This window comes from Vibrio sp. T3Y01, from assembly GCF_013114525.1.
Classification (GTDB): domain Bacteria; phylum Pseudomonadota; class Gammaproteobacteria; order Enterobacterales; family Vibrionaceae; genus Vibrio; species Vibrio chagasii_B.
Genome location: NZ_VTXJ01000015.1, coordinates 111,927 through 133,739, shown reverse-complemented (window position 1 = coordinate 133,739; position 21,813 = coordinate 111,927). Strand labels below are relative to the sequence as shown.

Annotated in this window: 20 protein-coding genes and 1 pseudogene; 4 read left to right on the top strand and 17 right to left on the bottom strand. The window is 46.3% G+C overall.

All coding sequences use genetic code 11. The annotated features are described in order from the left end of the window. Positions 1 to 1,190 (top strand): annotated as a pseudogene (locus F0232_RS16675) (ISNCY family transposase); the annotation flags it as partial. Between the two features lie 348 nt (positions 1,191 to 1,538). Here the strand turns inward: F0232_RS16675 and F0232_RS16670 are convergent. Together F0232_RS16670 and F0232_RS16665 are read right to left on the bottom strand one after the other, a co-directional pair. Next, the gene (locus F0232_RS16670; protein WP_105058733.1) at positions 1,539 to 3,167 is read right to left on the bottom strand and encodes an ABC transporter ATP-binding protein; all 1,629 of its coding nucleotides are present in this window, start codon (positions 3,165 to 3,167) and stop codon (positions 1,539 to 1,541) included. A 12-nt stretch (positions 3,168 to 3,179) separates the two neighbouring features. Further along, positions 3,180 to 3,674, bottom strand: a complete 495-nt coding sequence (locus F0232_RS16665; RefSeq protein ID WP_008218112.1) for a hypothetical protein — start codon at positions 3,672 to 3,674, stop codon at positions 3,180 to 3,182. A gap of 241 nt (positions 3,675 to 3,915) precedes the next feature. Here F0232_RS16665 and F0232_RS16660 point away from each other — a divergent pair, with 241 nt between their 5' ends. Beyond that, positions 3,916 to 6,276, top strand: a complete 2,361-nt coding sequence (locus F0232_RS16660; protein ID WP_105058734.1) for a Lon protease family protein — start codon at positions 3,916 to 3,918, stop codon at positions 6,274 to 6,276. A 102-nt stretch (positions 6,277 to 6,378) separates the two neighbouring features. Here the strand turns inward: F0232_RS16660 and F0232_RS16655 are convergent, their stop codons facing one another. Beyond that, positions 6,379 to 7,125, bottom strand: coding sequence for a flagellar brake protein (locus F0232_RS16655; RefSeq protein ID WP_061032969.1), 747 nt, complete (start codon positions 7,123 to 7,125; stop codon positions 6,379 to 6,381). Positions 7,126 to 7,396: 271 nt separating this feature from the next. On the opposite strand from F0232_RS16655, the gene F0232_RS16650 reads away from it, so the two are divergent. Both F0232_RS16650 and F0232_RS16645 read left to right on the top strand, forming a co-directional pair. Further along, positions 7,397 to 7,681 carry a GNAT family N-acetyltransferase gene (locus tag F0232_RS16650; protein WP_061032970.1) on the top strand — a complete coding sequence of 95 codons (285 nt, stop codon included), beginning with the start codon at positions 7,397 to 7,399 and terminating at the stop codon, positions 7,679 to 7,681. 11 nt (positions 7,682 to 7,692) lie between these two features. Beyond that, positions 7,693 to 8,811 carry a phosphotransferase gene (locus F0232_RS16645; RefSeq protein ID WP_061032971.1) on the top strand — a complete coding sequence of 373 codons (1,119 nt, stop codon included), beginning with the start codon at positions 7,693 to 7,695 and terminating at the stop codon, positions 8,809 to 8,811. 74 nt (positions 8,812 to 8,885) lie between these two features. Here F0232_RS16645 and dsbD read toward each other — a convergent pair whose 3' ends face one another. The 14 genes from dsbD to F0232_RS16575 form a co-directional block, all read right to left on the bottom strand. Further along, the gene (gene dsbD, locus F0232_RS16640) at positions 8,886 to 10,682 is read right to left on the bottom strand and encodes a protein-disulfide reductase DsbD (RefSeq protein ID WP_105058735.1); all 1,797 of its coding nucleotides are present in this window, start codon (positions 10,680 to 10,682) and stop codon (positions 8,886 to 8,888) included. Then, positions 10,679 to 11,656, bottom strand: coding sequence for an FAD:protein FMN transferase (locus tag F0232_RS16635; protein WP_105058736.1), 978 nt, complete (start codon positions 11,654 to 11,656; stop codon positions 10,679 to 10,681). The genes dsbD and F0232_RS16635 overlap by 4 nt, the downstream gene beginning before the upstream one ends. Continuing rightward, a complete protein-coding gene (locus F0232_RS16630; RefSeq protein ID WP_105058737.1) occupies positions 11,646 to 12,872 on the bottom strand; it encodes a DUF3570 domain-containing protein in 1,227 nt (408 codons plus the stop codon). Before F0232_RS16630 ends, F0232_RS16635 begins: the two co-directional genes overlap by 11 nt. 89 nt (positions 12,873 to 12,961) lie before the next feature. Then, the gene (locus F0232_RS16625; RefSeq protein WP_105058738.1) at positions 12,962 to 13,462 is read right to left on the bottom strand and encodes a DUF4266 domain-containing protein; all 501 of its coding nucleotides are present in this window, start codon (positions 13,460 to 13,462) and stop codon (positions 12,962 to 12,964) included. After that, positions 13,462 to 13,926, bottom strand: coding sequence for a TlpA disulfide reductase family protein (locus tag F0232_RS16620; protein WP_105058739.1), 465 nt, complete (start codon positions 13,924 to 13,926; stop codon positions 13,462 to 13,464). The genes F0232_RS16625 and F0232_RS16620 overlap by 1 nt, the downstream gene beginning before the upstream one ends. A 71-nt stretch (positions 13,927 to 13,997) precedes the next feature. After that, positions 13,998 to 15,203, bottom strand: coding sequence for a hypothetical protein (locus tag F0232_RS16615; RefSeq protein ID WP_105058740.1), 1,206 nt, complete (start codon positions 15,201 to 15,203; stop codon positions 13,998 to 14,000). Further along, the gene (gene tadF, locus F0232_RS16610; RefSeq protein ID WP_105058741.1) at positions 15,196 to 15,756 is read right to left on the bottom strand and encodes a tight adherence pilus pseudopilin TadF; all 561 of its coding nucleotides are present in this window, start codon (positions 15,754 to 15,756) and stop codon (positions 15,196 to 15,198) included. The genes F0232_RS16615 and tadF overlap by 8 nt, the downstream gene beginning before the upstream one ends. Then, positions 15,746 to 16,189: a TadE/TadG family type IV pilus assembly protein gene (locus F0232_RS16605; RefSeq protein ID WP_105058742.1), complete on the bottom strand. Its 444-nt coding sequence runs from the start codon at positions 16,187 to 16,189 to the stop codon at positions 15,746 to 15,748. The genes tadF and F0232_RS16605 overlap by 11 nt, the downstream gene beginning before the upstream one ends. Then, a complete protein-coding gene (locus F0232_RS16600; protein WP_061032980.1) occupies positions 16,189 to 16,929 on the bottom strand; it encodes a lipopolysaccharide assembly protein LapB in 741 nt (246 codons plus the stop codon). The genes F0232_RS16605 and F0232_RS16600 overlap by 1 nt, the downstream gene beginning before the upstream one ends. Further along, a complete protein-coding gene (locus F0232_RS16595) occupies positions 16,926 to 17,777 on the bottom strand; it encodes a type II secretion system F family protein (RefSeq protein ID WP_105058743.1) in 852 nt (283 codons plus the stop codon). Before F0232_RS16595 ends, F0232_RS16600 begins: the two co-directional genes overlap by 4 nt. Next, positions 17,774 to 18,688, bottom strand: coding sequence for a type II secretion system F family protein (locus tag F0232_RS16590; RefSeq protein WP_105058744.1), 915 nt, complete (start codon positions 18,686 to 18,688; stop codon positions 17,774 to 17,776). The genes F0232_RS16595 and F0232_RS16590 overlap by 4 nt, the downstream gene beginning before the upstream one ends. Continuing rightward, positions 18,685 to 20,031 (bottom strand): CpaF family protein, encoded by a 1,347-nt coding sequence (locus F0232_RS16585; protein WP_105058745.1) that lies wholly within the window; start codon positions 20,029 to 20,031, stop codon positions 18,685 to 18,687. Before F0232_RS16585 ends, F0232_RS16590 begins: the two co-directional genes overlap by 4 nt. Beyond that, positions 20,031 to 21,191 carry a P-loop NTPase gene (locus F0232_RS16580; protein ID WP_105058746.1) on the bottom strand — a complete coding sequence of 387 codons (1,161 nt, stop codon included), beginning with the start codon at positions 21,189 to 21,191 and terminating at the stop codon, positions 20,031 to 20,033. Before F0232_RS16580 ends, F0232_RS16585 begins: the two co-directional genes overlap by 1 nt. Next, a complete protein-coding gene (locus F0232_RS16575) occupies positions 21,188 to 21,811 on the bottom strand; it encodes a CpaD family pilus assembly lipoprotein (RefSeq protein ID WP_105058747.1) in 624 nt (207 codons plus the stop codon). The genes F0232_RS16580 and F0232_RS16575 overlap by 4 nt, the downstream gene beginning before the upstream one ends. Positions 21,812 to 21,813 lie beyond the last annotated feature (2 nt).

Genomic DNA, 21,813 nt, shown 5'->3' with positions numbered 1-21,813 from the left:
TGGTTCATGGTAACACTGGTCGTGCTCCCATCAATAAAATCCCTGAGTCACTCAAGAAGGAGGTTCAAGCCCTCATTCAAACCAAGTACTACGACTTTAATCTTCAACATCTCTCGGAGCTTCTGAGCAAAAATGAAGGACTGTCGATTAAGCGTGAAACGTTGCGTTCTTGGGCTCATGACATTCACCATGTGAAGCGTTCTAAACGCCGTAGAAGTCGAGTAAGGAAGTATCGAGAGCGTATGCCGTTGCCTGGGCTTATGCTGCAAATGGATGGCAGCCCTCATCGCTGGTTTGGTGATGAGAAGTCTTGCTTGATTGCCATCATTGATGACGCTACTAGTGATATTCATGCGCAGTTCTTCCCTTCAGAGACCACCGAAGGCTGTATGAAGGTGATGCGAGCTTATATTGAAAAGCGAGGCATATTCAAAACTCTCTACGTGGATCGAGCAGGTATCTTTGGTGGGCCGAAACGCAGCAACTTCTCGCAAATGCAGCGAGCTTGTGATGAACTCGGTATCGAAATTATCTTCGCCAACTCACCTCAAGGGAAGGGACGAATCGAACGAGCCTTCGACACCTTCCAAGACCGCCTTGTCCCCGAACTGCGCCTCAATAACATCGCTGACATGGAGAGCGCAAACCGATACTTGCAAGAGGAGTTTATCCCCAAATACTGGGTGAATAATGTGATGGTTCAGGCGACTAAATCGAGCTCTGCGTTCAAGTCGTTGCCACCTGACCTAGACCTTAACAGCATCTGCGTACAGAAAGAGTATCGAACGATACGACGTGACCACACGTTTAGCTTTGATAGCAAAATGTACGTTATCGACTCGCCAGTACGTTACTCCATAGAGAACCAAAAAGTAGAAATACGATGTCAGTTCGATGGTACCTTCTCTGCTTACTTCGGTCATCGACGGTTAGACATCACTGAGTTAGTAGAGCCACGTAAATGCAACGAATACGGCAAAGAGGTACAACGTAAAATAGAGGCTCTGGAGTTGGTTGCAGAGCTTGGTAGTGTCTCTAAAGCCGCTCGTATCTTAGGTTGCTCACGCCAAACCTTATATACCTATCAGCAAATAATGGAAGAGGAAGGGCCACTTGGCCTCAAACGGATTAATAAGCCACTGAAGCGCAGTAAAAACGCAATCCCAGAGAGCACCGAAGATAGGATTATATGAGTATCGATGTGTGAGGCAGTTGAACGATATGAATACTAGAATATAAAGGCATGACAGAATCGGTTGGTACTTATCCCGTCATGTTCCCTCAGTAATGACACGAAGCCGCTCGGCGACTGTGACCCGACTACTAGCTAACCCTGTTTAAAGTCCGTCAATTTTAGCAAACCTTCATAATCACTGAGTTGATTTTTCATATACGCCAGAAACGAAAAATGTCGCATCCATGCGACATTTCTCTTTTGGCGGCCAAACCAGTTTTGCTATATCCATTCTAAAACGAAACTCATTAGGAATTTATTCAGAATGTACCTTTAAGACGCTGTTAATCTTGATTAGTTCCCTTTAAGCTGCATTTTTTTCCGAATTATTTTCTAAGTCGAATGACGCTGCGATGAGTTTCTTGGTGTAGTCGTTTTTCGGCGCATTAAAAATCTCTTCTGCAGACCCTTCTTCCATCACTTCACCTTTTTGCATCACAAGTACACGATCTGAAAGTGCCTTCACGACCGAAAGGTCATGGCTGATGAATAGGAAGCCGATATTGTGCTTAGTTTGGATGTCTTTGAGCAGGTCAATCACGGTTAGCTGCACTGAGCGATCGAGAGCTGAAGTTGGTTCATCCAATAGTATGAAAGAGGGCTCAAGAATCAACGCACGAGCAATCGCGATACGCTGTCTTTGTCCGCCAGAGAACTCATGCGGGTAGCGGTTGATTGAGTTTGGCTCCAGACGAACCTCAATCAGTGCTTTACGAGCTCTTTCTAAACGTTCTTGTTTTGACAAGTGAGGTTGATGCACCGTTAAGCCTTCGGTGATGATCTCCCCAACCGTCATACGTGGCGATAAAGAACCATAAGGGTCTTGGAATACCATTTGAACATCTTTTTTCAGGTTATGACGCTGCTTGTCGTTGAGTAAGCTGACGTCTTGTCCTTTATAAACAATACGACCTGAGCTTGGCAATAAGCCGATTAACGCACGTCCAAGGGTTGATTTACCAGAACCAGACTCGCCCACAATGCCGAGGGTTTCACCTTGTTTTAGGTTCAAAGAGATGCCTTTCACCGCTTCAAAGTATTGATTTTTTGACTTGATGAAGTGCGGTTTCACCAAGAACTTAACGCGAATATCTTCAGCAGACAGAAGCTCTGGCGCTGCGGCGCTTACCGGATCTTTCGCCCCTTTAGGTATCGAGTTAATGAGCATTCGTGTGTAGTCATGTTTAGGATTGTCGAACAGAGATTGAGTCATCCCTTCTTCTACGAGTTCACCTTTACACATCACTAGCACACGATCGGCGAAGTGTTTCACCACACCTAAGTCATGGGTGATGAACAAAATTGCCATGCCCATCTTGCCTTGGATCTCTTTGATAAGAGAAAGCACTTCAGCTTGAACCGTTACATCGAGTGCTGTTGTCGGTTCGTCCGCAATCAGGATATCCGGTTCATTAATCAGTGCCATTGCGATCATGATGCGCTGTAGCTGACCACCCGAAAATTCGTGAGGGTACTTGGTGTACGACTTTTCTGGCATTGGTAAGTGCACAAGATTAAACAGTTCAATCACTCGCTGTTTGGCTTGAGACTTTGACACTTTACGGTGACACATAATGGCTTCTGCCACTTGAATACCGACGCGCAGATATGGGTTCAAAGATGTCATCGGCTCTTGAAAGATCATGCCGATTCTGTCGCCACGAATCGACTGCATTTCACGCTCTGATTTTTCGAGAACAGACTCGCCTTCAAACTCAATTTGAGACTGCGGATCAATAATGGCGTTGTCTGGAAGTAGACGCATCAGTGCGTTAGAAGAGACAGATTTACCAGAACCTGATTCACCAACAATGGCCAAGGTTTCGCTAGATTTAAGGGTAAAGTTTACCTTTTTCACCGCATCAACGATTCCATCGTTGGTTTTGAAGCTAACGGAGAGGTTATTGACTTTAAGAAGAGCCCGGTCCGACATGATATATCCTTATCAATTTAAGACGTTTGGTGAAGATTGAACTTCTGACGTTGTTTTAAGTTGCCCAAAATGGTGATGAGCACGTTGAATTTGTTCTAGTTCGAGCATCCAATGCGAACTGCGTTGCGCGCTACAAAATGCGATTAAGTGGTTAAGTAGATCTTCACTCTGCTTTTCCAGTAACCCGTGGGTGCGTTGAATCAGCTCTGTGCTCTCAAGAGAGATAAATTGCATTAACGCATAAGACTGATTCAATGTATCAAAGGCTTGTTGGTGTTGCCCTAAACGGTTGAGAATCTCAGATTGAGCCACGCTTGCATCTCTGAGTCCCGCAAGTAGACAGGCAAATTGGCAAGGCTTGATATCGCTTTGGTATGCCGCATCTTGAATGTGGTGAGGAAGAGAATTGAGAACATCACCATAAAGGCGCTGTGCTTCTGGCCAGTGACCTTGCTCCATTAACTGTTCAGCTTTTAGGTAGTGCATCCAGCATCGTTCAATTTCCATATCCACATCCTCGATTTATAATATTTTAAAATGTTAATGATATTTATTATCAATTGCAAATTAAAATCATTCAGATGTTAGGTTTGATGAATTAAATAGCTTGTTATTCGTAAAATTGCATTAAATTGTGTGTTATTTGTTCGGTTGAACAGCGATGTAGCGTAAGTCACTAAATTTATAGGCAATTACATCTACACTGAATTTATCTACACCCAAGAAATAAAGGACTAAGGAGGCGGCGATGGCGATTCAAAGACTTAATACAGAACAACTGTATCAGGTAGCAGAACTCGAAAAGCTACCATGCAAGTCGACCAAAGAACTGGCTCCAATTGACGAAATCGTCGGGCAAGAACGTGCGCAAAAAGCCGTTGAGTTCGCGATGTCAATTAAGGAAAAGGGTTACAACATTTATGCGATAGGACGCAATGGTCTGGGCAAGCGCACCATGATCTTGCGTTATCTCAACCGACACACTCATGAAGTTGAGGAGCTTTTTGACTGGTGTTACATCGCGAATTTCGAAGATATTCGCACTCCTAAGGTATTGAAACTTCCGCGTGGCGTGGGCAGTAGCTTAAAGCAAGATATTGAAAAGCTGATGCGCAAACTCATCAAAGCGATGCCACTCGCGTTCGACAATGAGATGTACTTCAGCCGTGCTGATCGATTAAAGAATCAGCTAGCAGCTAAGCAACAAGCAGCGTTAGAAGCGATCAGCCAAGAAGCAAAAAAGAACGGCGTGAACCTGACGATCACCACTCAAGGTGATTACCAATTTGTGGCGATGAACGGCGACGAGCTTCATACCGAAGAGAGCTTTGACCTGCTGTCACCGGAAGAGCAAGACCAATTCGATAAAACCATCGATGCGCTGGAAGTTGGACTGCGAACCATTTCTCGTGAACTGACGGAGCTTGAAGAGACGTATACTGAAAAGATTCAAAAGCTTAATGATGATACGGCGCGAGATGTGATAACGCACTTCATCAAGCAATTGAAGAAGGATTACAGCCAATACCCAGACATTAAAAAGTACCTAACCGCACTGCGTAAAGACATCGTCGATAACGCTGATGTTTTCTTAGAAGAGAGTACTGAGCAGGCCGAAGTTGCGACGGCTTCTTTGGATAAGAAAATGCCGCGTCGTTACAAAGTGAACGTGATTGTGAGCCAGAAGGAAGACACTCTACCGATTGTGGTCGAGGAGAATCCGAACTATCACTCTCTGTTTGGTTATGTAGAAACGGCAACCTTTAAAGGCACTGTATTTACTGATTTCTCATTGATTCGTGCAGGTAGCTTACATCGAGCGAACGGTGGCGTGCTGTTGATGGACGCGGTAAAAGTGCTAGAGCAACCTTACGTATGGGAAGGCCTGAAGCGTGCGCTGCGCTCTCGTCAGTTAAGCTTCACTTCATTAGAGAAAGAGGTGACGTTAACGGGAGCGGTATCGCTCGACCCAGAACCTATTCCTCTGGACGTTAAGATCATCTTGTTTGGTGACTATCGCACATACCAACTGCTGCAGCATTATGATGCAGAGTTTGGTGAGCTGTTCCGTGTGACGGCCGACTTTGAAGATGAAATGAAGCGGACTGCTGACTCTGAAATGCATTATGCGCGCTTCATTTCGAGCATCGTCCATGACAACAATATGCTCCACTGTGACCGCAAGGCGATTGCTCGCATCATTGAACACAGTTCTCGTCAGGCGGGTGACCAAGGTAAGTTGTCACTGCACTCAGCACACATTGCTAATCTGCTTCGTGAATCTAACTACGTGGCGAGAGGTTCGAAATCGAATCTGATTCGTGCATCGCACGTCGACCAAGCGTTATCTAACCAACAGATGCGTGTTGGACGACTGCAAGACAGCGTAATGGAAACCTTTACCAACGGCACAACTCTGATTCATGTCGATGGTGAAGCTGTAGGGCAGGTCAATGCGCTGTCGGTATTGAGCACAACGGATCACATGTTTGGTGCGCCAAACCGAATCACGGCAACCACCGCTTATGGTGACGGTGAAGTGATTGATATTGAAAGAAACGTAGACCTTGGCGGCAGCATTCACTCGAAAGGGGTGATGATCTTGTCGGCATATCTCTCTTCTGTGTTTGGTAAGACGGCTAAAGTCCCGCTTACTACTAACATCACTTTCGAGCAGTCTTATGGTGGCGTTGATGGCGATAGTGCGAGTATGGCGGAGTTCTGTGCCGTTGTATCTGCATTTTCTAAACAGCCAAACCGTCAAGACATTGCGATTACTGGCTCGATGAACCAGTTCGGTGAGTCTCAGCCAATTGGTGGTGTGAACGAGAAGATTGAAGGCTTCTTTGATGTATGTGAAATCAAAGGTCGTTCTAATGAGCAAGGGGTTATCATCCCGCGCTCTAATGTTCATAACCTGATGCTGCGTAGCGACATCGTGAAAGCAGTGGAAAAGGGCGAGTTCAATATCTGGGCGATTGATCATGTGACAGAGGCGATTGAGCTGTTCACGGGTAAAGCTGCTGGTGAACCGAGTGATGAGGGCAGTTACCCAATCGATACTATCTTTGGTATCGCTCAGGCTAAACTCAACGCACTGCGTAAATAGCTTAATGCTTTAAGTAGATTAGCTAAATAACCGTTAACCTTAAACGAAACAGCCATCGATATTATCGATGGCTGTTTTTTTGATTCTTACAATCTCTAGCGCTTAAGCGTTACGCAAACGAAGTTTGGTGCCGTCGAACTTCAGCTTACTGAGCAGGTTTTTGGCATTGGCCTTACCGATATCATCAAATTCGACACCATAACGCGCATAGTGCGTTGATCTTTGCAGATTACACACAATCCCTCGAAGTGGCGGAATCAGCGGACCATTGTAGTTCTCGGGCGTAATTTCGATAGAGACTCGGTCGGCAACTTGAATTGGACGAGAGGTTGGCGATGTGACAAAGCGACAGCCACTTTTCGAGAGGTCTCTGATCTCGCAGTTCATTCGTTGGTCATCAAAGATCACACGAGAACTGAGGTTCACTTCATAGCGTGTTTCTTTACGCAGCTGTGTTACTTGCATGGTACTTGGCGTGGAAAGCACGATGATAGGAAAGGGTTCGCCAATGGTGTGGTGAATCTGAGATCTAAAATGGATCAGAGCCCCTTCTCCTCGCAGAGAGTAGGCGCGTGCCGTCATCCAGAAGCCTTCCTGAAAGAAAAAGCGCAGGTCATCACTAGAGACTTCCGGTACCTCAATTAGGATACAGTTATCACTGTGAGTGCCGATAAATTTGGTGGTAGCGAGAAACTTGGTGCCAACAGGTGTCGATACATTTAATGTCAGCTCACTGCCATGCTCAATCATAGCCAGCGCATCGGTGCTATTAATAGTGGTGACGGTTCGATTTCGAGGGTCTTGCAGTGCCTGATTATGCTCCAAAGGCTTCTTCAGTGGTGCGTTCATTATAGGTTCTCCATGTGCCAACATGCGTCTGTTAGATATTGATAACTTGCTAACAAGGGGTTATTACGTGCTAGATTTAGTAGGTGTACTAACGCAATTTATAGAGTGCTTTTAATTGGCTCGAATTTTATTTATAACCACACGCTATAATAATATTTTCTTTGATTGTAAGTACTTAGTTTTTTTATATGCACTTGCGTTAGTCTATTACAAGGAATTCATACTTCAAACTTTAATTGTTTGTCGTATCCATTATTTGCAGGAGTTGAGAATGCAGGCAGTTAAATGGGATCAAGATGCGAACCAGATCACGGTTGAGTTAGAACCAGATCAGTTTGCGGTAGTTAAGTATAAAAAGGATGGCGATGTATTGCATATCACCTCAACTCGAATCCCTGATGAACTGCAAGGCAAGGGTTTTGGTAAGGTGATGATGGAGTCGGTACTCCCTGAAATTGAGCGTGCGGGTTACACAATTATCCCGGTATGCAGTTATGTTGTTCATTACATGAATAGACAGCCACAATGGTCACATCTTTTAGCTGATAAGGCGTAGCAACGAGTTATATGTCTCAATCAATACCTTCAAAACAGTCTGTCGAATCCGATGTTAATTCCAGTCAGCAATCTCCTGAGCTTTATCAAAAAATAGCCACGTCACTCGGTTGCCATCAAGGGTTCGATATTCACGTGATTCAGCGCTTGTGGGGCGGCTATGGCGAGTTAGTACGCTTAGTCTTCCCGGATAGTGGTGATGCTGGATTCAACAGCGTTATCGTTAAACATGTCGCGTTGCCCGATAAAACTGAACACCCGAAAGGATGGAACACTAAGCTGTCTCATCAGCGTAAAGTGCATTCCTATCAAGTAGAGACAGCGTGGTATCAATCGTTCACTCAACAATGGGATGAGCGCTGCCCCGTGCCTGTGGGTTTGCAATGCGAATTAGCTGACAACGAATGGCTTATCGTGATGCAAGACTTAGCCGATAGCGGTTTCCCATTAACCTCTCAGTTTGATGTACTGGCCGCTTCTGATGAATCAGCCTCAGGCGAGCAGCATCATGCTTATACCTTTGTTGAGGTTAAACAGCGAAATGCTTGCTTAAAATGGTTGGCTAACTTTCACGCAAAGCACATCAATGTCAGTCAAGCTCAGTCGGCATCCTTGTGGCAAGTAGGCACATACTGGCATTTAGACACACGGCCTGATGAGCTAAGTGCCTTGGCGGACTTACCTTTGAAACGACAAGCGCAACGTATCGATCGTTTATTGAAAGAGTGCCCGTATCCAACCTTAGTGCACGGCGATGCTAAGCTCGCGAACTTCTGTTTTGATCCTGAAAGTGAAAACGCGGCTGCAGTCGATTTTCAATACGTTGGTCATGGTTGTGCAATGAAAGACGTTGCCTTGTTCATGAGCAGCGCGATTAGGCCTCGAGATTGCCAAGAGTATGAAAATGAGGTGTTAGATACTTATTTTCAACACTTAAAAGAGGCGCTTGCACACTATCAGCCTCAGCTCTCATTTGAAGACGTCGAACGCGCATGGCGACCACTGTTTTATGTTGCGTGGGCTGATTTCCAACGTTTCGTAAAAGGCTGGAGTCCAGAGCATTGGAAGATTAACCCGTATACTGAGCAGCTGACCCAAGCGGTGGTTCAGCAGTTGGAAATGTCTAAGTAAGCCTCTTCAGTCAGCAAACCAAATTTAAAAACGCCCAATCATTGATTGGGCGTTTTTGATCATTGAACGACTCTCTAGTTTGTCAGGCTGCTGGGTTCCGCTGTACGGGCTGCTACAAGCTGATTCGCAAGTTTGAGCTTATTGTTAAAGCCAGCTTTGTCGATATCCCCCATGACTCGCGCTGGTTCTAACTCACCGCTATCGGGTGAGTAAAAGAAAATAGCTGGTGGGCCAAACACATTCTTATTGTTGAGCCATGCCATTTGTTCTGGCGAGCTTTCTGTCACATCCAGTTTTATGGTCTGCCACTCTTTCAGTTTTTGGCTGATTTGTTGATCGTTAAACACGTTGGTCTCAATCACTTTACAAGAGACACACCAGTCTGCATAAAGGTCGACTAGCACCTTTTGTTCAGCATTGGCTGCAGCTTGTAATTGCTGCTCTAAGTGAGTGACTGAATCGGTTTTCTCAAAAGACGTGATGGCCATAGGTTGTGCGGACTCTCGGTTCGCAAGCGGGTTGAGAGGATCGGAATTTCCTAGGAAATAACCCACAAATAGAATCAAGCCATAGCTCAGTGGCAATAGTGCAGAAAACTTACGAGTGCGTGCCCAGCCTGGTTGTGCCGCTTCTAACGCGCCGAAGTGTACACCCGTACCAATAGCAAGGAGCGCCCACAAAATCATAATGATTGATGGGTCAACGAAGCGGCTTAATAAGGCGATAGCCACCGCGAGCAGCAGTACACCAAAGACTTGCTTAACCGATACCATCCACGCGCCACTTCTTAACAGTAAGCGTCCGCCGCTAGCACCGATCGCGATAAGAGGAACACCCATACCCAGAGCCATGACAAACAGGGTGGCACCACCAAACATCCAGTCTTGAGTGGTGGATACATAAAGCAATGCACCAGCTAGTGGCGCACTAACGCAAGGTGAAACCACTAGTGCAGATATCGCGCCCATCGCGAATACGCTAGCAATTTTACCGCCGCCCAACTTGTCTGAGCCACTGTTGAGTTTCTGCTGCAGTGCGGCAGGGAGTTGAAGCTCATAGAAACCGAACATAGCTAACGCTAGTAAAATGAACACGGCGGCAAAAATGCTGAGCAACCAAGGTTGTTGCATGGCTGCTTGTAAATTGATGCCTTTTGCTAATGTGGTGACCAGAATTCCCGTCATGGCATAACTGGTCGCCATACCCAGAACGTACGAGCTAGAAAGGGCTGCGCCTTTCTTGCCTGTCATCGCTTTTTCACCACCTATGATGCTGGCTAAGATAGGAATCATAGGCAGCACGCACGGCGTGAGAGACAGACCTAAGCCAAGCAAGAAGAACACAAGCAGAGCCTGTAACTTACCTGCTTGAGAGAGGAACGACGACAAGCCATTGGTATCATCACTGATCTCATCTAGTGTTTGAACCAGAGAGCTTGATGGCTTCTCACTAGTGATTTCTGTCAACGCCTTGAGCGTAGGTAAATCCAACACTAGCTTTTGTGGCAGGTAGCAAAGCCCTTTGTCTGCACAGCCCTGATAGCGGACGGTGAGCTTGCCACTTCCGGTGTAAGGCACGGTAACGGTAAGCGGTTCGTGAAACACCACTACATTGCCGAAGTTAGGGTCTTGTTTTTCTTCACCTGGCAGCGAGTATTGAGGATCTTGTGTCGATAATGAGGACTCTTCTTTAAACGAGAAGCGTGATTGGTAAAGATAGTATCCCGGGTGTGTATCAAAGCGGATAACCGCGCCTTGGTCTGTGGCTTCCCATGTAACCGGGAAGGCTTCTTCAACTGGAATAAACTCGCTGTCTTGAGCATGCAAAAAGCTGCTAAACAGTAGAATTAGCGTGAGTAGGTAGTTTTTCATGAATGCAAAAACTCCGTGCTTTGGTGAATGTGTAATTGATCGTCGATGTAAATAACGGCGCTCTCTTCCGGTACTGAAATGTTAGGGTTGAGCGTTAAGGAAGTGCTAAGTACACCCGCTTCCAAAGTGGAAGAAGCTATTGCCGTAACCGACAAAATCTTCTTTTCTACGTCTTGTTTCGACAAAATATGAGACGTTGCTTTATCGCCGAACTGCATTTGACGTTCACTGTGGGCTGATGTGGTCAGCGCCGCGTCGGTAATCGGAACGGCAAAAAATGGCGTCTTGTTGTCTCTTGGATCCAGAACTGCAATATTGAATGGTGAACCATCTGGCTTTGTTCCCAATGCATAGATATCGCCGCCAAAATTTGCCAACATTGAAGTTGCACCAAGTCGCTTGCCTATCTTTACTGCTTGATCGACCGCGTACTCTTTGATGACGCCACCAAAATCGAAGCGAGTGCGTGGATCAGGGATGTGTAGCCTTGTCTTTTGTAAGTCGACTTCACTTTGTAGATCGACAGTTCCTTCTCGAACCATTTTATCTTCTAGACCTATTGCCCCTTTTAGCTCCCAAGCCTGCTTACCCAGCGCGGAAGACAGGGCTTGAAAGGCATGGCTGTGTGACATCTTCGGCTTCTGTTGTAAAAGGTGTTTGATGCTGCCAACAGTGGTATCAAACGTGTCGAATGTCAGTTGGCTTAATCGGTCGAGATGCTCAAAAACTTCCGCAGACTCTGAATCGAGTTCGACTTCACTGGTTGTGCGCTGGTTAATATGTCGCGTTAGCCATGAATCATCGCTGTAGAAGTTATATTTGCCTTCTAAGCGATGTGTGTTCTGCTCTATCTCAGCAGCGATGCTTTTTGCGCACGCCTTTGGGAAGTGGGTCAAATCAAGCGATAAGATCTGTACTTCGCAAGGTACTGTCATGGCATGAAAGCGATGGATAAAGGGCAGCTTAGAATTCATAAGTTGCTCCAACCGCCCACCACTGCGCTTCAAATCCGTTGCTCTGTTCGTAGTAAGCCGCAAGCGCATTTAAACGCACGGTTTTATGGACCTTAACGCTTGCGCCAAGCTCATAAGCATTCGCAGTGAAGTTACCTAGGCGAAGGTCGGAAGTCGCGTAACCTGTCGAAGCAAAAGAAGGATCGGCGCTACTAGGATCGCGATAGAAATCTGCTGCATCTTGCGTATACCAGAAATAACCTGGTGCTAGGGTTAGCCACTCACTGACACGCCAAGATAATTTGCCGCCTATTTGATGAGACATCACGCCCCAGTCATCCATGAACCATTTGTATCGAGGTCGGATTTTTATACTGTCTGACAAAGAGTAAAAGGCCTGAAGATTAATACCGCCAGAGACTCGGGTATCTGGTCTAGAGTCTTGCCCCAAGAACACTTCGTCATCATCGATTTTGCCATCGTCGTTAATATCGACTTCGCGAAGCACCGTTAAATAGTGGTTGCTCAAGTAACCACTACGGTAGCCTGCATAAGCGGTAAAAATGCTGTACAGATTTGGTGTAAAAGTTTGAGATAGACCTGCTTCTAAGCTACCTGTGAAAATGTCTTCCCAGCTCTGGCTGTTAGAAGAGCCTAAAACGTATTTGCCAAATGCCTGAGTTTGGTCGAAAAGAGCAGAGCCCCCTAAGCTGTACGAACGGTTTTTAGCGCTATCAGCATAAATCAAGCCTTTACCATTGATACCAATGCTCTCGTAGTCTTCTTCTTGGGATACATTGCCACCAAAGGTCCATTCATTACGCAGTCTGTCACGGTAGGTGGCACTCAAGCTGAGTGCTTTTCTTGTGTCTTCTAGGCCGACTTTCTGGACCTCATAACTGTCTCGGTGAGGATCATAACCCGCACGGATGACCTCGTTAGTTTTGTCTTGAGCTTGCTGAGTTTTCAGGGCGCGATTTATTTTGTCGGCATCCGAAGCTGGAGGCGTCGTAGGGCCCCATGCTGGAGAAGCACCTGAAACACTGTCGTAGCTTATTTCTGCGTTTAGGGTCCAATCTAAGCCGATACTTTTTTCAATCGAAACCATGGTGTCCTTAGCTGAAACTCTGTCGTCATACTCTTCATAGTTCAGGTAATGCACAGAGACATGATCTTCAGCTAATGCCACATTAGCCACTGCCGCTGCACTTAGCAGCGTAATTGGTAGTTTTTTCATTTTGTTCTTATTTTGTTTTTGAAGTACTGAATATTTTTTTATTGATTGAGTGTTTTTTGTCGATTGAGTTTTTTGGGTCGATTTAATGGTTAGTTACAGCCGCAGCCGCCACCGCCAACACCGCTGCCACCGACAGAGCCTTGTTTGTAGGCAAAGACTTTTTCAGAGAAAACATCGAATTCAGGCACAGGGCCGCCCGGTTTCATCTCTTTTTGAGCTAGCGTTCCTTTTTCCCAAGGCTTTACCGGCTCAATGCCAAGAAATTCATCGACAAACGCTAACGCTGAAGGCTTGTTAGTCTCTTCTGGCTTTTTCTCTTTGATAACCAGCTGCTTTGCCTTTGGCGTAACCATGTCGATGTTGCGTCTTGTTGCGCTCTTGGTAGTTTGGTTTGAGTGTGTGCCGCCACTGGAGTAAACCGTGCTCGAGATGATCTCTTCTTCTACGATGGGACCATCGCTATTAGTGCTGTTCTTACTGGTTTGCTGTTCAACGGGCTTTTTTCCTAAACCACTAAGGTCGAGTTCAAGAGCGGCGTTCGCGGTCATTGGAATAGCGAGCAATCCAACAAGGGTGGCTTTCATCAACATCACAGCTGCACTCCCATTTTCACTAGGTCATCAGTAATGACGTCGCCAATGTGGTTGATTGCGCCAAATCGAATCTTGATAACCTTGCCTTGGTAGATGTAATAAAGTGCAGGCATACCGATAGGTTTAAACTCAGCGATCAATGCTTGCTCTGGATCGTTGACTACTGGGAATTCCAATCCGAGCTGCTTTTGAAACTCAAGGCCAACTTCAACATCCTCATCGACATCAACGCCTTTGAATGTCACGCCGGTGCCTTTAAGTTCTTTGTAGAGTTGGTTTACTTCTGGAAGCTCTTCTCGGCAAGAAACGCACCATTCAGCAAAGAAGTCGACAATGGTGAGCTCCTCGTTGTTGAGTTGCAGTTTCTTGATAACGTCTTGCGATAAAGCATCGCCTTCTTGATAAGCCAATGCAGGTAAAGAAAGGCACAGCGCCAATAAGGCTAGGGCTCGTGTAAACATTTGTTTCTCCATATTGTTTTTAATTTATCTGTTTTAAATTCGATGCTTTTGAATCAAACGCTTTGTTTGAATTAGCGAGTGAGTCGGATGCTTGCCGAGTATTCAACCGCCAAAATGTCGGAGAAGTACTCGTTAAGTTGTGTCGTATTGGTGGCACTGAATACGCGTAAAGGATTTCCTGCACAGTTCTCGAATTGAGTAATTCGAGATGGGCTGACGCCATAGCCGATGAAATTCATTTCGATGCCGTATTGCTTGATAGCCGTAGTGCAAAAACCAGCGTTTACCAATTGATTGAACGCGTCTCCTTCGTCAGCGCCATCGGTGAATAACACCAGTTTTCTTCTAGTTTCGGGTACAGTGCTTACGTTTATTCCCCATGCTTGTTGCCAACTTGGGATAAGCTGTCTCACTCCCCATACCAAACCCTGATAAGAGCGAGTACCACCGTTTGCAGTTAGGCTGTTTATCGAGTTTTGGACGCTGGAAAATACGTTGGTCAATGGCAACATTGGTGAGTCTTGATTGCAGTCGCTTAACCACTTACTTGGCGGTGTAAACTTCACAGGTCGCTCTGAATGCAGTGTCGCGAGGTTATCTACGGTCAGCGCCGCAGAGAAATCGCCATTACGATAGCTAAGTCCATCGATACAGTAGATTCCGGCTGCTTCTTTGGATAACCAGGGCGGGCGATGTGTTGCCACCCCAGAGTCAAAAGGAATGATAGAAATACTTACTGAATCTAAATCGTTAGCGTTATTGCTCTGAGATTGAATCGTATTCAATGCGTTCGACAAAATGGATTTTAGTGACGACATGTTTGAGCCCATGGAACCAGATACGTCGAGCACTAGTACCAACTCTGTTGGAATCGCAGAGTGTTTGCTTTCAACCACCCCCTTAAAGCCTCCACCTGTTGCAGTCACCTTTTGGTCATCGCGTCTATAACTGAAATGAGGCAATAACGGTGTAACGGAGTAACCTAGGCTAATTCGACACTCTTGGTTTTTCGGTGTTAATCCACTTACACCTTTCAGTGTCGGGTGATAGTAATCTTGGTATGCGCGCATCATTCTCAGAGTCGCCTCATCAGCAAAAGCACAAGCTAATGCGGCAGAGTCAGCGGCTTGCGCGGCTCGATTAGAAACCATCACTTGCGCCGATATCATCAAAGTGCCGACGGCGATAAATAGTGCAGGGGTCAGCAGTGCCAAGAAGGAAAGGGTGATCGAACCTTTTTGCTGACGGGCCAGGCCGATAAACATTGAGTTAACCATAGTGCTTACCTACCACTACTGATGAGCTTTTTAAGCTTTTTGGAAGAGCGAGCCGTTCGTAGCTAAATGGTGTCTCCACGCATAAGGTCAGCTGAACCAGGGTGGACGGTCTTCCATCCAACGCAGGATCGCCGCTGCCCACAACGAGCATGTCCGTAAGCTGTTCAATCGGTCGATCACTTTGGCAGTCGCTTCCCGCATACAGATGTTTGTATTCCCACGTTGAAGTAGCAATATCAAAGACACGACTTTCAAGTAAAAGTCCAATATCGCCACGGACAATGCTACTCGGCAGGTAATTTTCAGCGAGTACGATCAATGGACCTTTTAGAGTCTCGGGTAAACCATTCTTACCTTGCTCAGGTTTGAGTTGAGTTGAAGAAATCGCATTCACTAGGTTGTAGGTAACATTGTCTAACTGAGTCTGCAGGCTGAATAAGCGGTAGACAGCAACGAACCCCCACAGAATGATCATCATCGCGAGTACGACAAATGGGAATTCCACGGCTGCTGATCCCGCTTGTTTTTTGGTGTGTGTGTTATTAACCGTCATAACTCACCAATACCTTTCTTTCCAAGGTTGTCATTTGGCCGGTACGTTCTAAAAAACGAGTTGAAAGGCTAGGCAGTAGAGCGAATGAAAATGCGTAAGACACCGTGTATTCCCCCAATACTGCTTTGCTTATCGGTGCCGCTTTTCTGTTAACTAAGTCCGGTAGGTTTTCAACGTACAAAGGTTGAGACAACTTGATCTTGCTGCGTTCGATCAGTGGGAAACTGTCGATAGTGTCGATGAAAACTTGGTTTGATATGGGACCAAATGGTTGAGTTTTGACTTCTCGAGCACCTGCATGAACGGCGACATCGAAGATGATGCTGACTAGCAGCAGGCGGCAGATCTCAAAGACCCCTATTATCAGCAATAGAAACGGTAGGGTGATCATTAGAAACTCAACGCTATTCGCACCTTTCTGACGAGAGAGCATTATTGTTCTCCTCGATCAGCGTGAGCGGCTAGAGCTTGGTAATACAAGCTATTGTTAGCGTATTCCGGTTGCGATAAGTGTTCACGAGCGATTGCTTTTGCAGACTCGCTGTCACCAGAAAGTGCGTAAGCCAAAGCAAGGTTAAGCTGGAGTTTTACGCTAGCTTCACCTCTGACAAAGATCGGGTGCAGAATACGAATCCCTTGATCTGGTTTACCATCGAGTATCCAAGCCATAGCGAGGTTGTTTCGGTATTCGTTGCTTGAAGGCATTAAGCTAAGCGCATTTGAGTAACACTCTCTGGCTTTGGAATACTGCTTATTGAGCGAGTAACTGACTCCTAAGCTATTTTGAGCAACGTCATCGGAAGCTTCTAGTCGAACAGACTCTTCAAGAGCCGAGGTCGCTTGTTCAAGCTCACCTAAAGCTAACCATGAACGGCCTAACTCACGGTAAATCGCATTGGATTGATTAAGCTCGATACCACGCTTTAAGTAATGCAGTGCTTCGTCATAACGACTGGCTTGATTGGCTGCGGAGCCCATCAACAGCAGTAACTGCGGGTCATTGGGCTTCGATACCAACATTTTTCGGTAGAGATCCATGGCGCTCTCTGGCTTACCATTCATTAACGCAACTTCTGCCACCTTCATGTTTTCGGCGGTATCTTTTTCAACGTGGTTGGTTGATTGACAGCCGAACAATATCAGCGACAAAAAGAATAACGGGATGGTTCTCATAAGCCCCCCAGAGTTTGTGTAAGAGACAACATGATTGGCACGACGATGATGCCCACCACAGGTAGCATGATGAAAACCACCAAAGGGAATGACATTTTGGCTGGTATTTTCCCCACCCACTCTTCCAGTTCTAAGAAGTGGTATTGACGGCTATCTGAAGCGATCAGTTTGAGGGCATCCGCGATAGGCGTACCGTATTGCAGCGCTTGGTTCATGGTAGTGACAACGTTGTTGATGTCAGACAGTTGGACACGTTTGTCTAAGTTGTTGAGTGCCGTTTGTGGTGAATCGAGAACAGAGATCTCAGTTGCGGTTAACAGCCATTCTCGTGACAAGGCAGGGGAGATCGAACGCATCTCTTCACCAACGCAGCGAAATACCGCTTCGAGTGTTAAGCCAGATGCAACACACACCACCATTAGGTCGACGGCATCGGGTATTACTCGGCTGATCTGCATTCGAACTTGGTTCACTCGCCATTCAAGAATGCGATCGAATAGAATGCCGACCACGATGCCGATAGCAATACACTCTGCCGCCGAATTCATCGTTAGCACTGGAATGCGAGTGGCGTACCAAGTAACAGCACCTACGGTCATGGTGATTAATCTAAGCCCTAAAAAGTACATCTCTGCATTTGGGTTAAGCCAACCAATCAGAACTAGCTTTTGACGTCGAGATTTCTCACCTTGGAAGCGCCACTTACCCGACGTGTTTTTGTACTTTGAAGAATAGCTTGATACGCGATTCAGTCGCTCAGCCACAACGTCTCGTTTGAACGAAGATAGGTGTGCAATCAGCGTGAGAAGAACAGCTAATCCCAATAGCAACATGGCAACATACATCATGATGAGAACCTCTTATTGCGAGTCAGAGCATTCAAAATTAAGGTGCCGATGCTGATGCTAATTAATGCATAGGTCAGCACTCGCTGACCCAGTTCAGTGTTAAACAGCTGCTTAATCATGTAGGGCTCAATTAAATAGATGCCACCTAGCAACCCAATGGGTAAGACAGAGAGAAATAACGCTGTGATGCGAGGCTCTGAGGTTAGGCTCTTCACCTTCTTTCTCATCGCACGGTTGTCATGCATGGTTCGGCTTAAGCTATGAAGAATGTCGCGCAGTTGACCACCATTCGATTGGTTAAGGATCAGTGCAACAGAGAAATAACGAAAGCTGCTGTAAGGAAGACGAATGCACGCATCATCGAGACTCTGGCGAAGACTAAGGCCAAGCGCGAGATTATCGCGAAGGTAAGAGAACTCGCGCCCTAACAAACCAGGTTGCGTTTGTGCCACTTGATCAATCGCTTGTGGGATAGATAACCCTGCTGAAACCGCTCTAGAAATCAATCCAAGGACGTTGATGATGTCTTTTTCAAACTCTTCTACTTGTCTCTTTCTGCGATAAAACACTATGGCACAGGTACATATGAGCCACAGCCCAACTGCTGCAAGCAATCGAAGATGTACTGGAAGCTCTGGTACTAACAGGTAACCAGCAACTGGAAAGCCAACAATCATTGAGGCGATGAAATACTTATCCCAAACAGGCAGCAAGGCATTGATTCGCAGGAAGAACGCATGCAGTTTGTTGGTGCGCTGATGGCTCGACTTTTTGATAGAAACGTCTGCAGGGCTTGCTTTGTATGAACCAGATACCAAGGACAGTCGCTTATTAACAATGGCTTGTTTTGAGTTGAGCTTGATTAACCAAACCGTAGCCAGCAGCGCAGAAATAGTAAGAACAAGAATCATCCGGCTTCAAGCTCCATTGCCACCCTGAGTTGAGCGTCTAACTGGTGATATTTCGCTTTTTCGTTGAAGCTTGGTACGCACTTGGCACTCTTATATTCACCAATTAGGTTGCCTTGCTGGTCTTCCGATAGCGTTTTAAAGGCGAACAGTTCTTGAGTGACGTATTGCTCGCCCTCTAATCCTTGTACCTCGGTTATTGAAACAATGCGCCTTTTGCCATCACGCATTCGCTCTACTTGGATAACTACATCAATGGTGTCGGCGATTTGGCGACGTAGTGAAAATAGAGGCAGCGTCGCTTGGCTCATCATTAGCATGTTCTCCATTCGCACCAGTGCATCCGTTGCAGAGTTGGCGTGAAGTGTACACAGCGAACCATCGTGGCCAGTGTTCATTGCTTGCATCATCTCAAAGGCTTCATCGCCACGAACTTCGCCTAAAATGATGCGATCTGGTCGCATACGTAGGGCATTTCGTACTAACTCTCTTTGAGTAATCGGCGTTAAACCTTCTGCATTGGCTGGGCGAGTTTCTGCACGCACCACATGGGGTTGTTGCAGGCGCAGTTCAGCTGTGTCTTCAATGGTGATGATTCGCTCTTGAGGCGAGATGCTGAAAGACATCGCATTAAGCAGGGTGGTTTTACCTGCACCGGTACCACCCGCGACAAGAACGTTGAGACGAGAGCGAACGATAATATCAATAAGCTTAATCATCGAATTCGACATCGCACCAAACTGTGCCAATTGGCTCAGTGTCAGCTTCTTTTCATTGAACTTACGGATAGAGATGTAGGTTCCATCAAGCGCGAGCGGTGGGATCATGACATTGACACGGCTGCCGTCGTCTAGCCTTGCATCAACTAATGGGTTCGATTCATCGATTCGTCGACCCACTTTGCTCACGATGCGTCGCGCTAAGTTGAGAAGCTGCTCTTCATTACGAAATTGGACCGTGGTTTTTTGCAGTTTGCCTGAACGCTCGACGTAAACTTCACGGTAACCATTGACCATGATGTCAGTGACCGTTTGGTCTTCAATCAGTGGTTGTAGTGGTCCCAACCCTAGAAATTCATTTAAGAGCTGTTCTACAGAATGAGTCACATCCTGATGACCGAGTGGTAGCTGCTTAGAGACCACAATTTCCGATACCATTTCTGAAATTCGAGCTTCAAGATCGGACGCACTTAAACTCACAACCGCTGATGGATCGATTGCCTTGATGATCTCTTCATGAATCACATGATAATGATCACGTAGCGAAGGAGCGGATGTTAACGTTTCATGCAACCGAGCTTGGTTGACTTCAATCGGATCAACCGTGTTTGCTTTTTGACCAAACATTATGCACCTCGCTTCCAAAAACGGCGGCTGCTTTGCTGCGATTCACCTGTGATTAATTCAACCAAAGAATTGAATGCCACTTTCACTTTCCTGTTGCCTTTGTGGGCAGGTTGACCAAGTGATGACTTGCTCAAAAAGTGGTTTGGGGAGAACGGAATGACAACGTCTACCGGTACACCTAACGACTTTTTCACATCGTTAACTGAAATCATTGAGCCTGAATCAGACTTGGTGTGATTGAGCACAACAAGCGTTTGGGAGTCGGTTTGATTCTGAAGTCGTTTGATGATCTGGCCGGCATTGCGGATAGAGCCGAGTGTAGGTTCAACGACAATCACTCGGATATCGGCACTTTTCAGTGCGTCAAAGCCCACTTGATCACGCAAAGAGTAAGTTGGGATATCCACTAATAGGTAGTCTGAGTTTTGTAGGCAAAACTTGGTAAATTGGTCTAAAGCGCTCTTTTGTGGCCAAAATGGTGTGGCATCTAAAGGTAGATAGCCAGTAAAGAGGGTGTGCTTTGCAGATACGCTGATCCCACTACGTTCGAACACTAACGGGTCTAGTCTCTCTGGGTATTGTAAAAGCTCGATCAATGCTGAGTTCCCCTCAACATTAAGTAGCAGATCTAAATCGCCCATTGAAAAGTCTAGGTCTAGACAAGCCACTTTCTTGTTGAGCTCCGCAAGTTGCTGTGCAAGGGTTGCAGTAATGGTGCTGCTGCCTGAACCACCTTTTGCACTGACAACCGAGATGACTTTTTCATTTCGTTTTTCGCTGCTGTTTTGTAAAGCTGCGAAAGAAACGTGTTCCAGATCTTGTGGAGTCACAGGAGGTACTAGGTAGTCACTCGCGCCTGATGCCAGCATGCCACGGTAGATGAAAATTTCATCTGAGTGGCCAATAGCGATAACTTGACAACCTGTACGCTTAATCAAGCGCAGCACGGCTTGTTTCGACTCTGCCAGCTCACAATTCAACACATCGAGAAATACTGTCTTGATGCCATGCTTCAGCACGTGTCGCACTACGTCGTCTTCTTGATTTGAAGAGACAGTGATGTTGTGAATACCAAAGTCATTCAGTGTGTGCGAAAGCGCTAGGGTATCAAGTTGCTCAGACGCTGCGATCAGTACCGTTAACTGGTGTACTTGATTCATAGCGAACCTCCTTGCGTGGTCGTCGAAGAAGCATTATTTGTCTGTTGGCTTTGGGCTGGTGGAGCAAAGTAGTTATCGATACTAGACACGGCTTTCTGCCCTTGAGAACCACTGATCGGTTGACCGACGATTAGGTCTTTAGGGTTGGCGACCATTTGTGCAAGCGCGTTGGCATTTGCACACCCAAAATTGCGCTGAGTGCGGTAGGCGTTGAGCGTGGTTCTTGGCGTTTTACCCGCGTCACAGGCTGTGACTTTAGCGCGGTAAGATTCGACTAAAATAGTGATGTCGCCTTTACCTTCTGTTGCTTCGTCTGCTACCCAAATTTGTGATGGATAGAGGCCTGATTCGATAAGGTGAAGCCTTACTTTCTCGAGCTGTTTTTCACCTTTCGGCGTCGTTTTTTCTATTTTGATCATCAAGCTACTCGCGCTGCCTCGACGAGCGATAAAGTCAGAAAGATCCGCCTTTTCCTGAGCCGACAGTGTTTTCCCGGCAAGCGTTAGAGAGAACTTGTTAGTCACAGACACCACATCGACAGATGGTTGCTGAGTGGTTGGCGTAGGTGCGCATCCCGCAAACACAAATAGGGCAGGGAGCAATAAGGATAATTTATTCATGA

Excerpts from the sequence above, each read along its gene's own strand:
- F0232_RS16620 (WP_105058739.1), bottom strand. The coding sequence starts at position 13,926 with ATGTTTACACGAGCCCTAGCCTTATTGGCGCTGTGCCTTTCTTTACCT.
- F0232_RS16600 (WP_061032980.1), bottom strand. The coding sequence starts at position 16,929 with ATGAGAACCATCCCGTTATTCTTTTTGTCGCTGATATTGTTCGGCTGT.
- F0232_RS16635 (WP_105058736.1), bottom strand. The coding sequence starts at position 11,656 with ATGAATTCTAAGCTGCCCTTTATCCATCGCTTTCATGCCATGACAGTA.
- F0232_RS16580 (WP_105058746.1), bottom strand. The coding sequence starts at position 21,191 with ATGAATCAAGTACACCAGTTAACGGTACTGATCGCAGCGTCTGAGCAA.
- F0232_RS16585 (WP_105058745.1), bottom strand. The coding sequence starts at position 20,031 with ATGTTTGGTCAAAAAGCAAACACGGTTGATCCGATTGAAGTCAACCAA.
- F0232_RS16660 (WP_105058734.1), top strand. The coding sequence starts at position 3,916 with ATGGCGATTCAAAGACTTAATACAGAACAACTGTATCAGGTAGCAGAA.
- F0232_RS16630 (WP_105058737.1), bottom strand. The coding sequence starts at position 12,872 with ATGAAAAAACTACCAATTACGCTGCTAAGTGCAGCGGCAGTGGCTAAT.
- F0232_RS16625 (WP_105058738.1), bottom strand. The coding sequence starts at position 13,462 with ATGTTGATGAAAGCCACCCTTGTTGGATTGCTCGCTATTCCAATGACC.
- F0232_RS16665 (WP_008218112.1), bottom strand. The coding sequence starts at position 3,674 with ATGGAAATTGAACGATGCTGGATGCACTACCTAAAAGCTGAACAGTTA.
- dsbD (WP_105058735.1), bottom strand. The coding sequence starts at position 10,682 with ATGAAAAACTACCTACTCACGCTAATTCTACTGTTTAGCAGCTTTTTG.
- F0232_RS16615 (WP_105058740.1), bottom strand. The coding sequence starts at position 15,203 with ATGGTTAACTCAATGTTTATCGGCCTGGCCCGTCAGCAAAAAGGTTCG.
- F0232_RS16595 (WP_105058743.1), bottom strand. The coding sequence starts at position 17,777 with ATGATGTATGTTGCCATGTTGCTATTGGGATTAGCTGTTCTTCTCACG.
- F0232_RS16650 (WP_061032970.1), top strand. The coding sequence starts at position 7,397 with ATGCAGGCAGTTAAATGGGATCAAGATGCGAACCAGATCACGGTTGAG.
- tadF (WP_105058741.1), bottom strand. The coding sequence starts at position 15,756 with ATGACGGTTAATAACACACACACCAAAAAACAAGCGGGATCAGCAGCC.
- F0232_RS16670 (WP_105058733.1), bottom strand. The coding sequence starts at position 3,167 with ATGTCGGACCGGGCTCTTCTTAAAGTCAATAACCTCTCCGTTAGCTTC.
- F0232_RS16605 (WP_105058742.1), bottom strand. The coding sequence starts at position 16,189 with ATGCTCTCTCGTCAGAAAGGTGCGAATAGCGTTGAGTTTCTAATGATC.
- F0232_RS16645 (WP_061032971.1), top strand. The coding sequence starts at position 7,693 with ATGTCTCAATCAATACCTTCAAAACAGTCTGTCGAATCCGATGTTAAT.
- F0232_RS16575 (WP_105058747.1), bottom strand. The coding sequence starts at position 21,811 with ATGAATAAATTATCCTTATTGCTCCCTGCCCTATTTGTGTTTGCGGGA.
- F0232_RS16590 (WP_105058744.1), bottom strand. The coding sequence starts at position 18,688 with ATGATTCTTGTTCTTACTATTTCTGCGCTGCTGGCTACGGTTTGGTTA.
- F0232_RS16655 (WP_061032969.1), bottom strand. The coding sequence starts at position 7,125 with ATGAACGCACCACTGAAGAAGCCTTTGGAGCATAATCAGGCACTGCAA.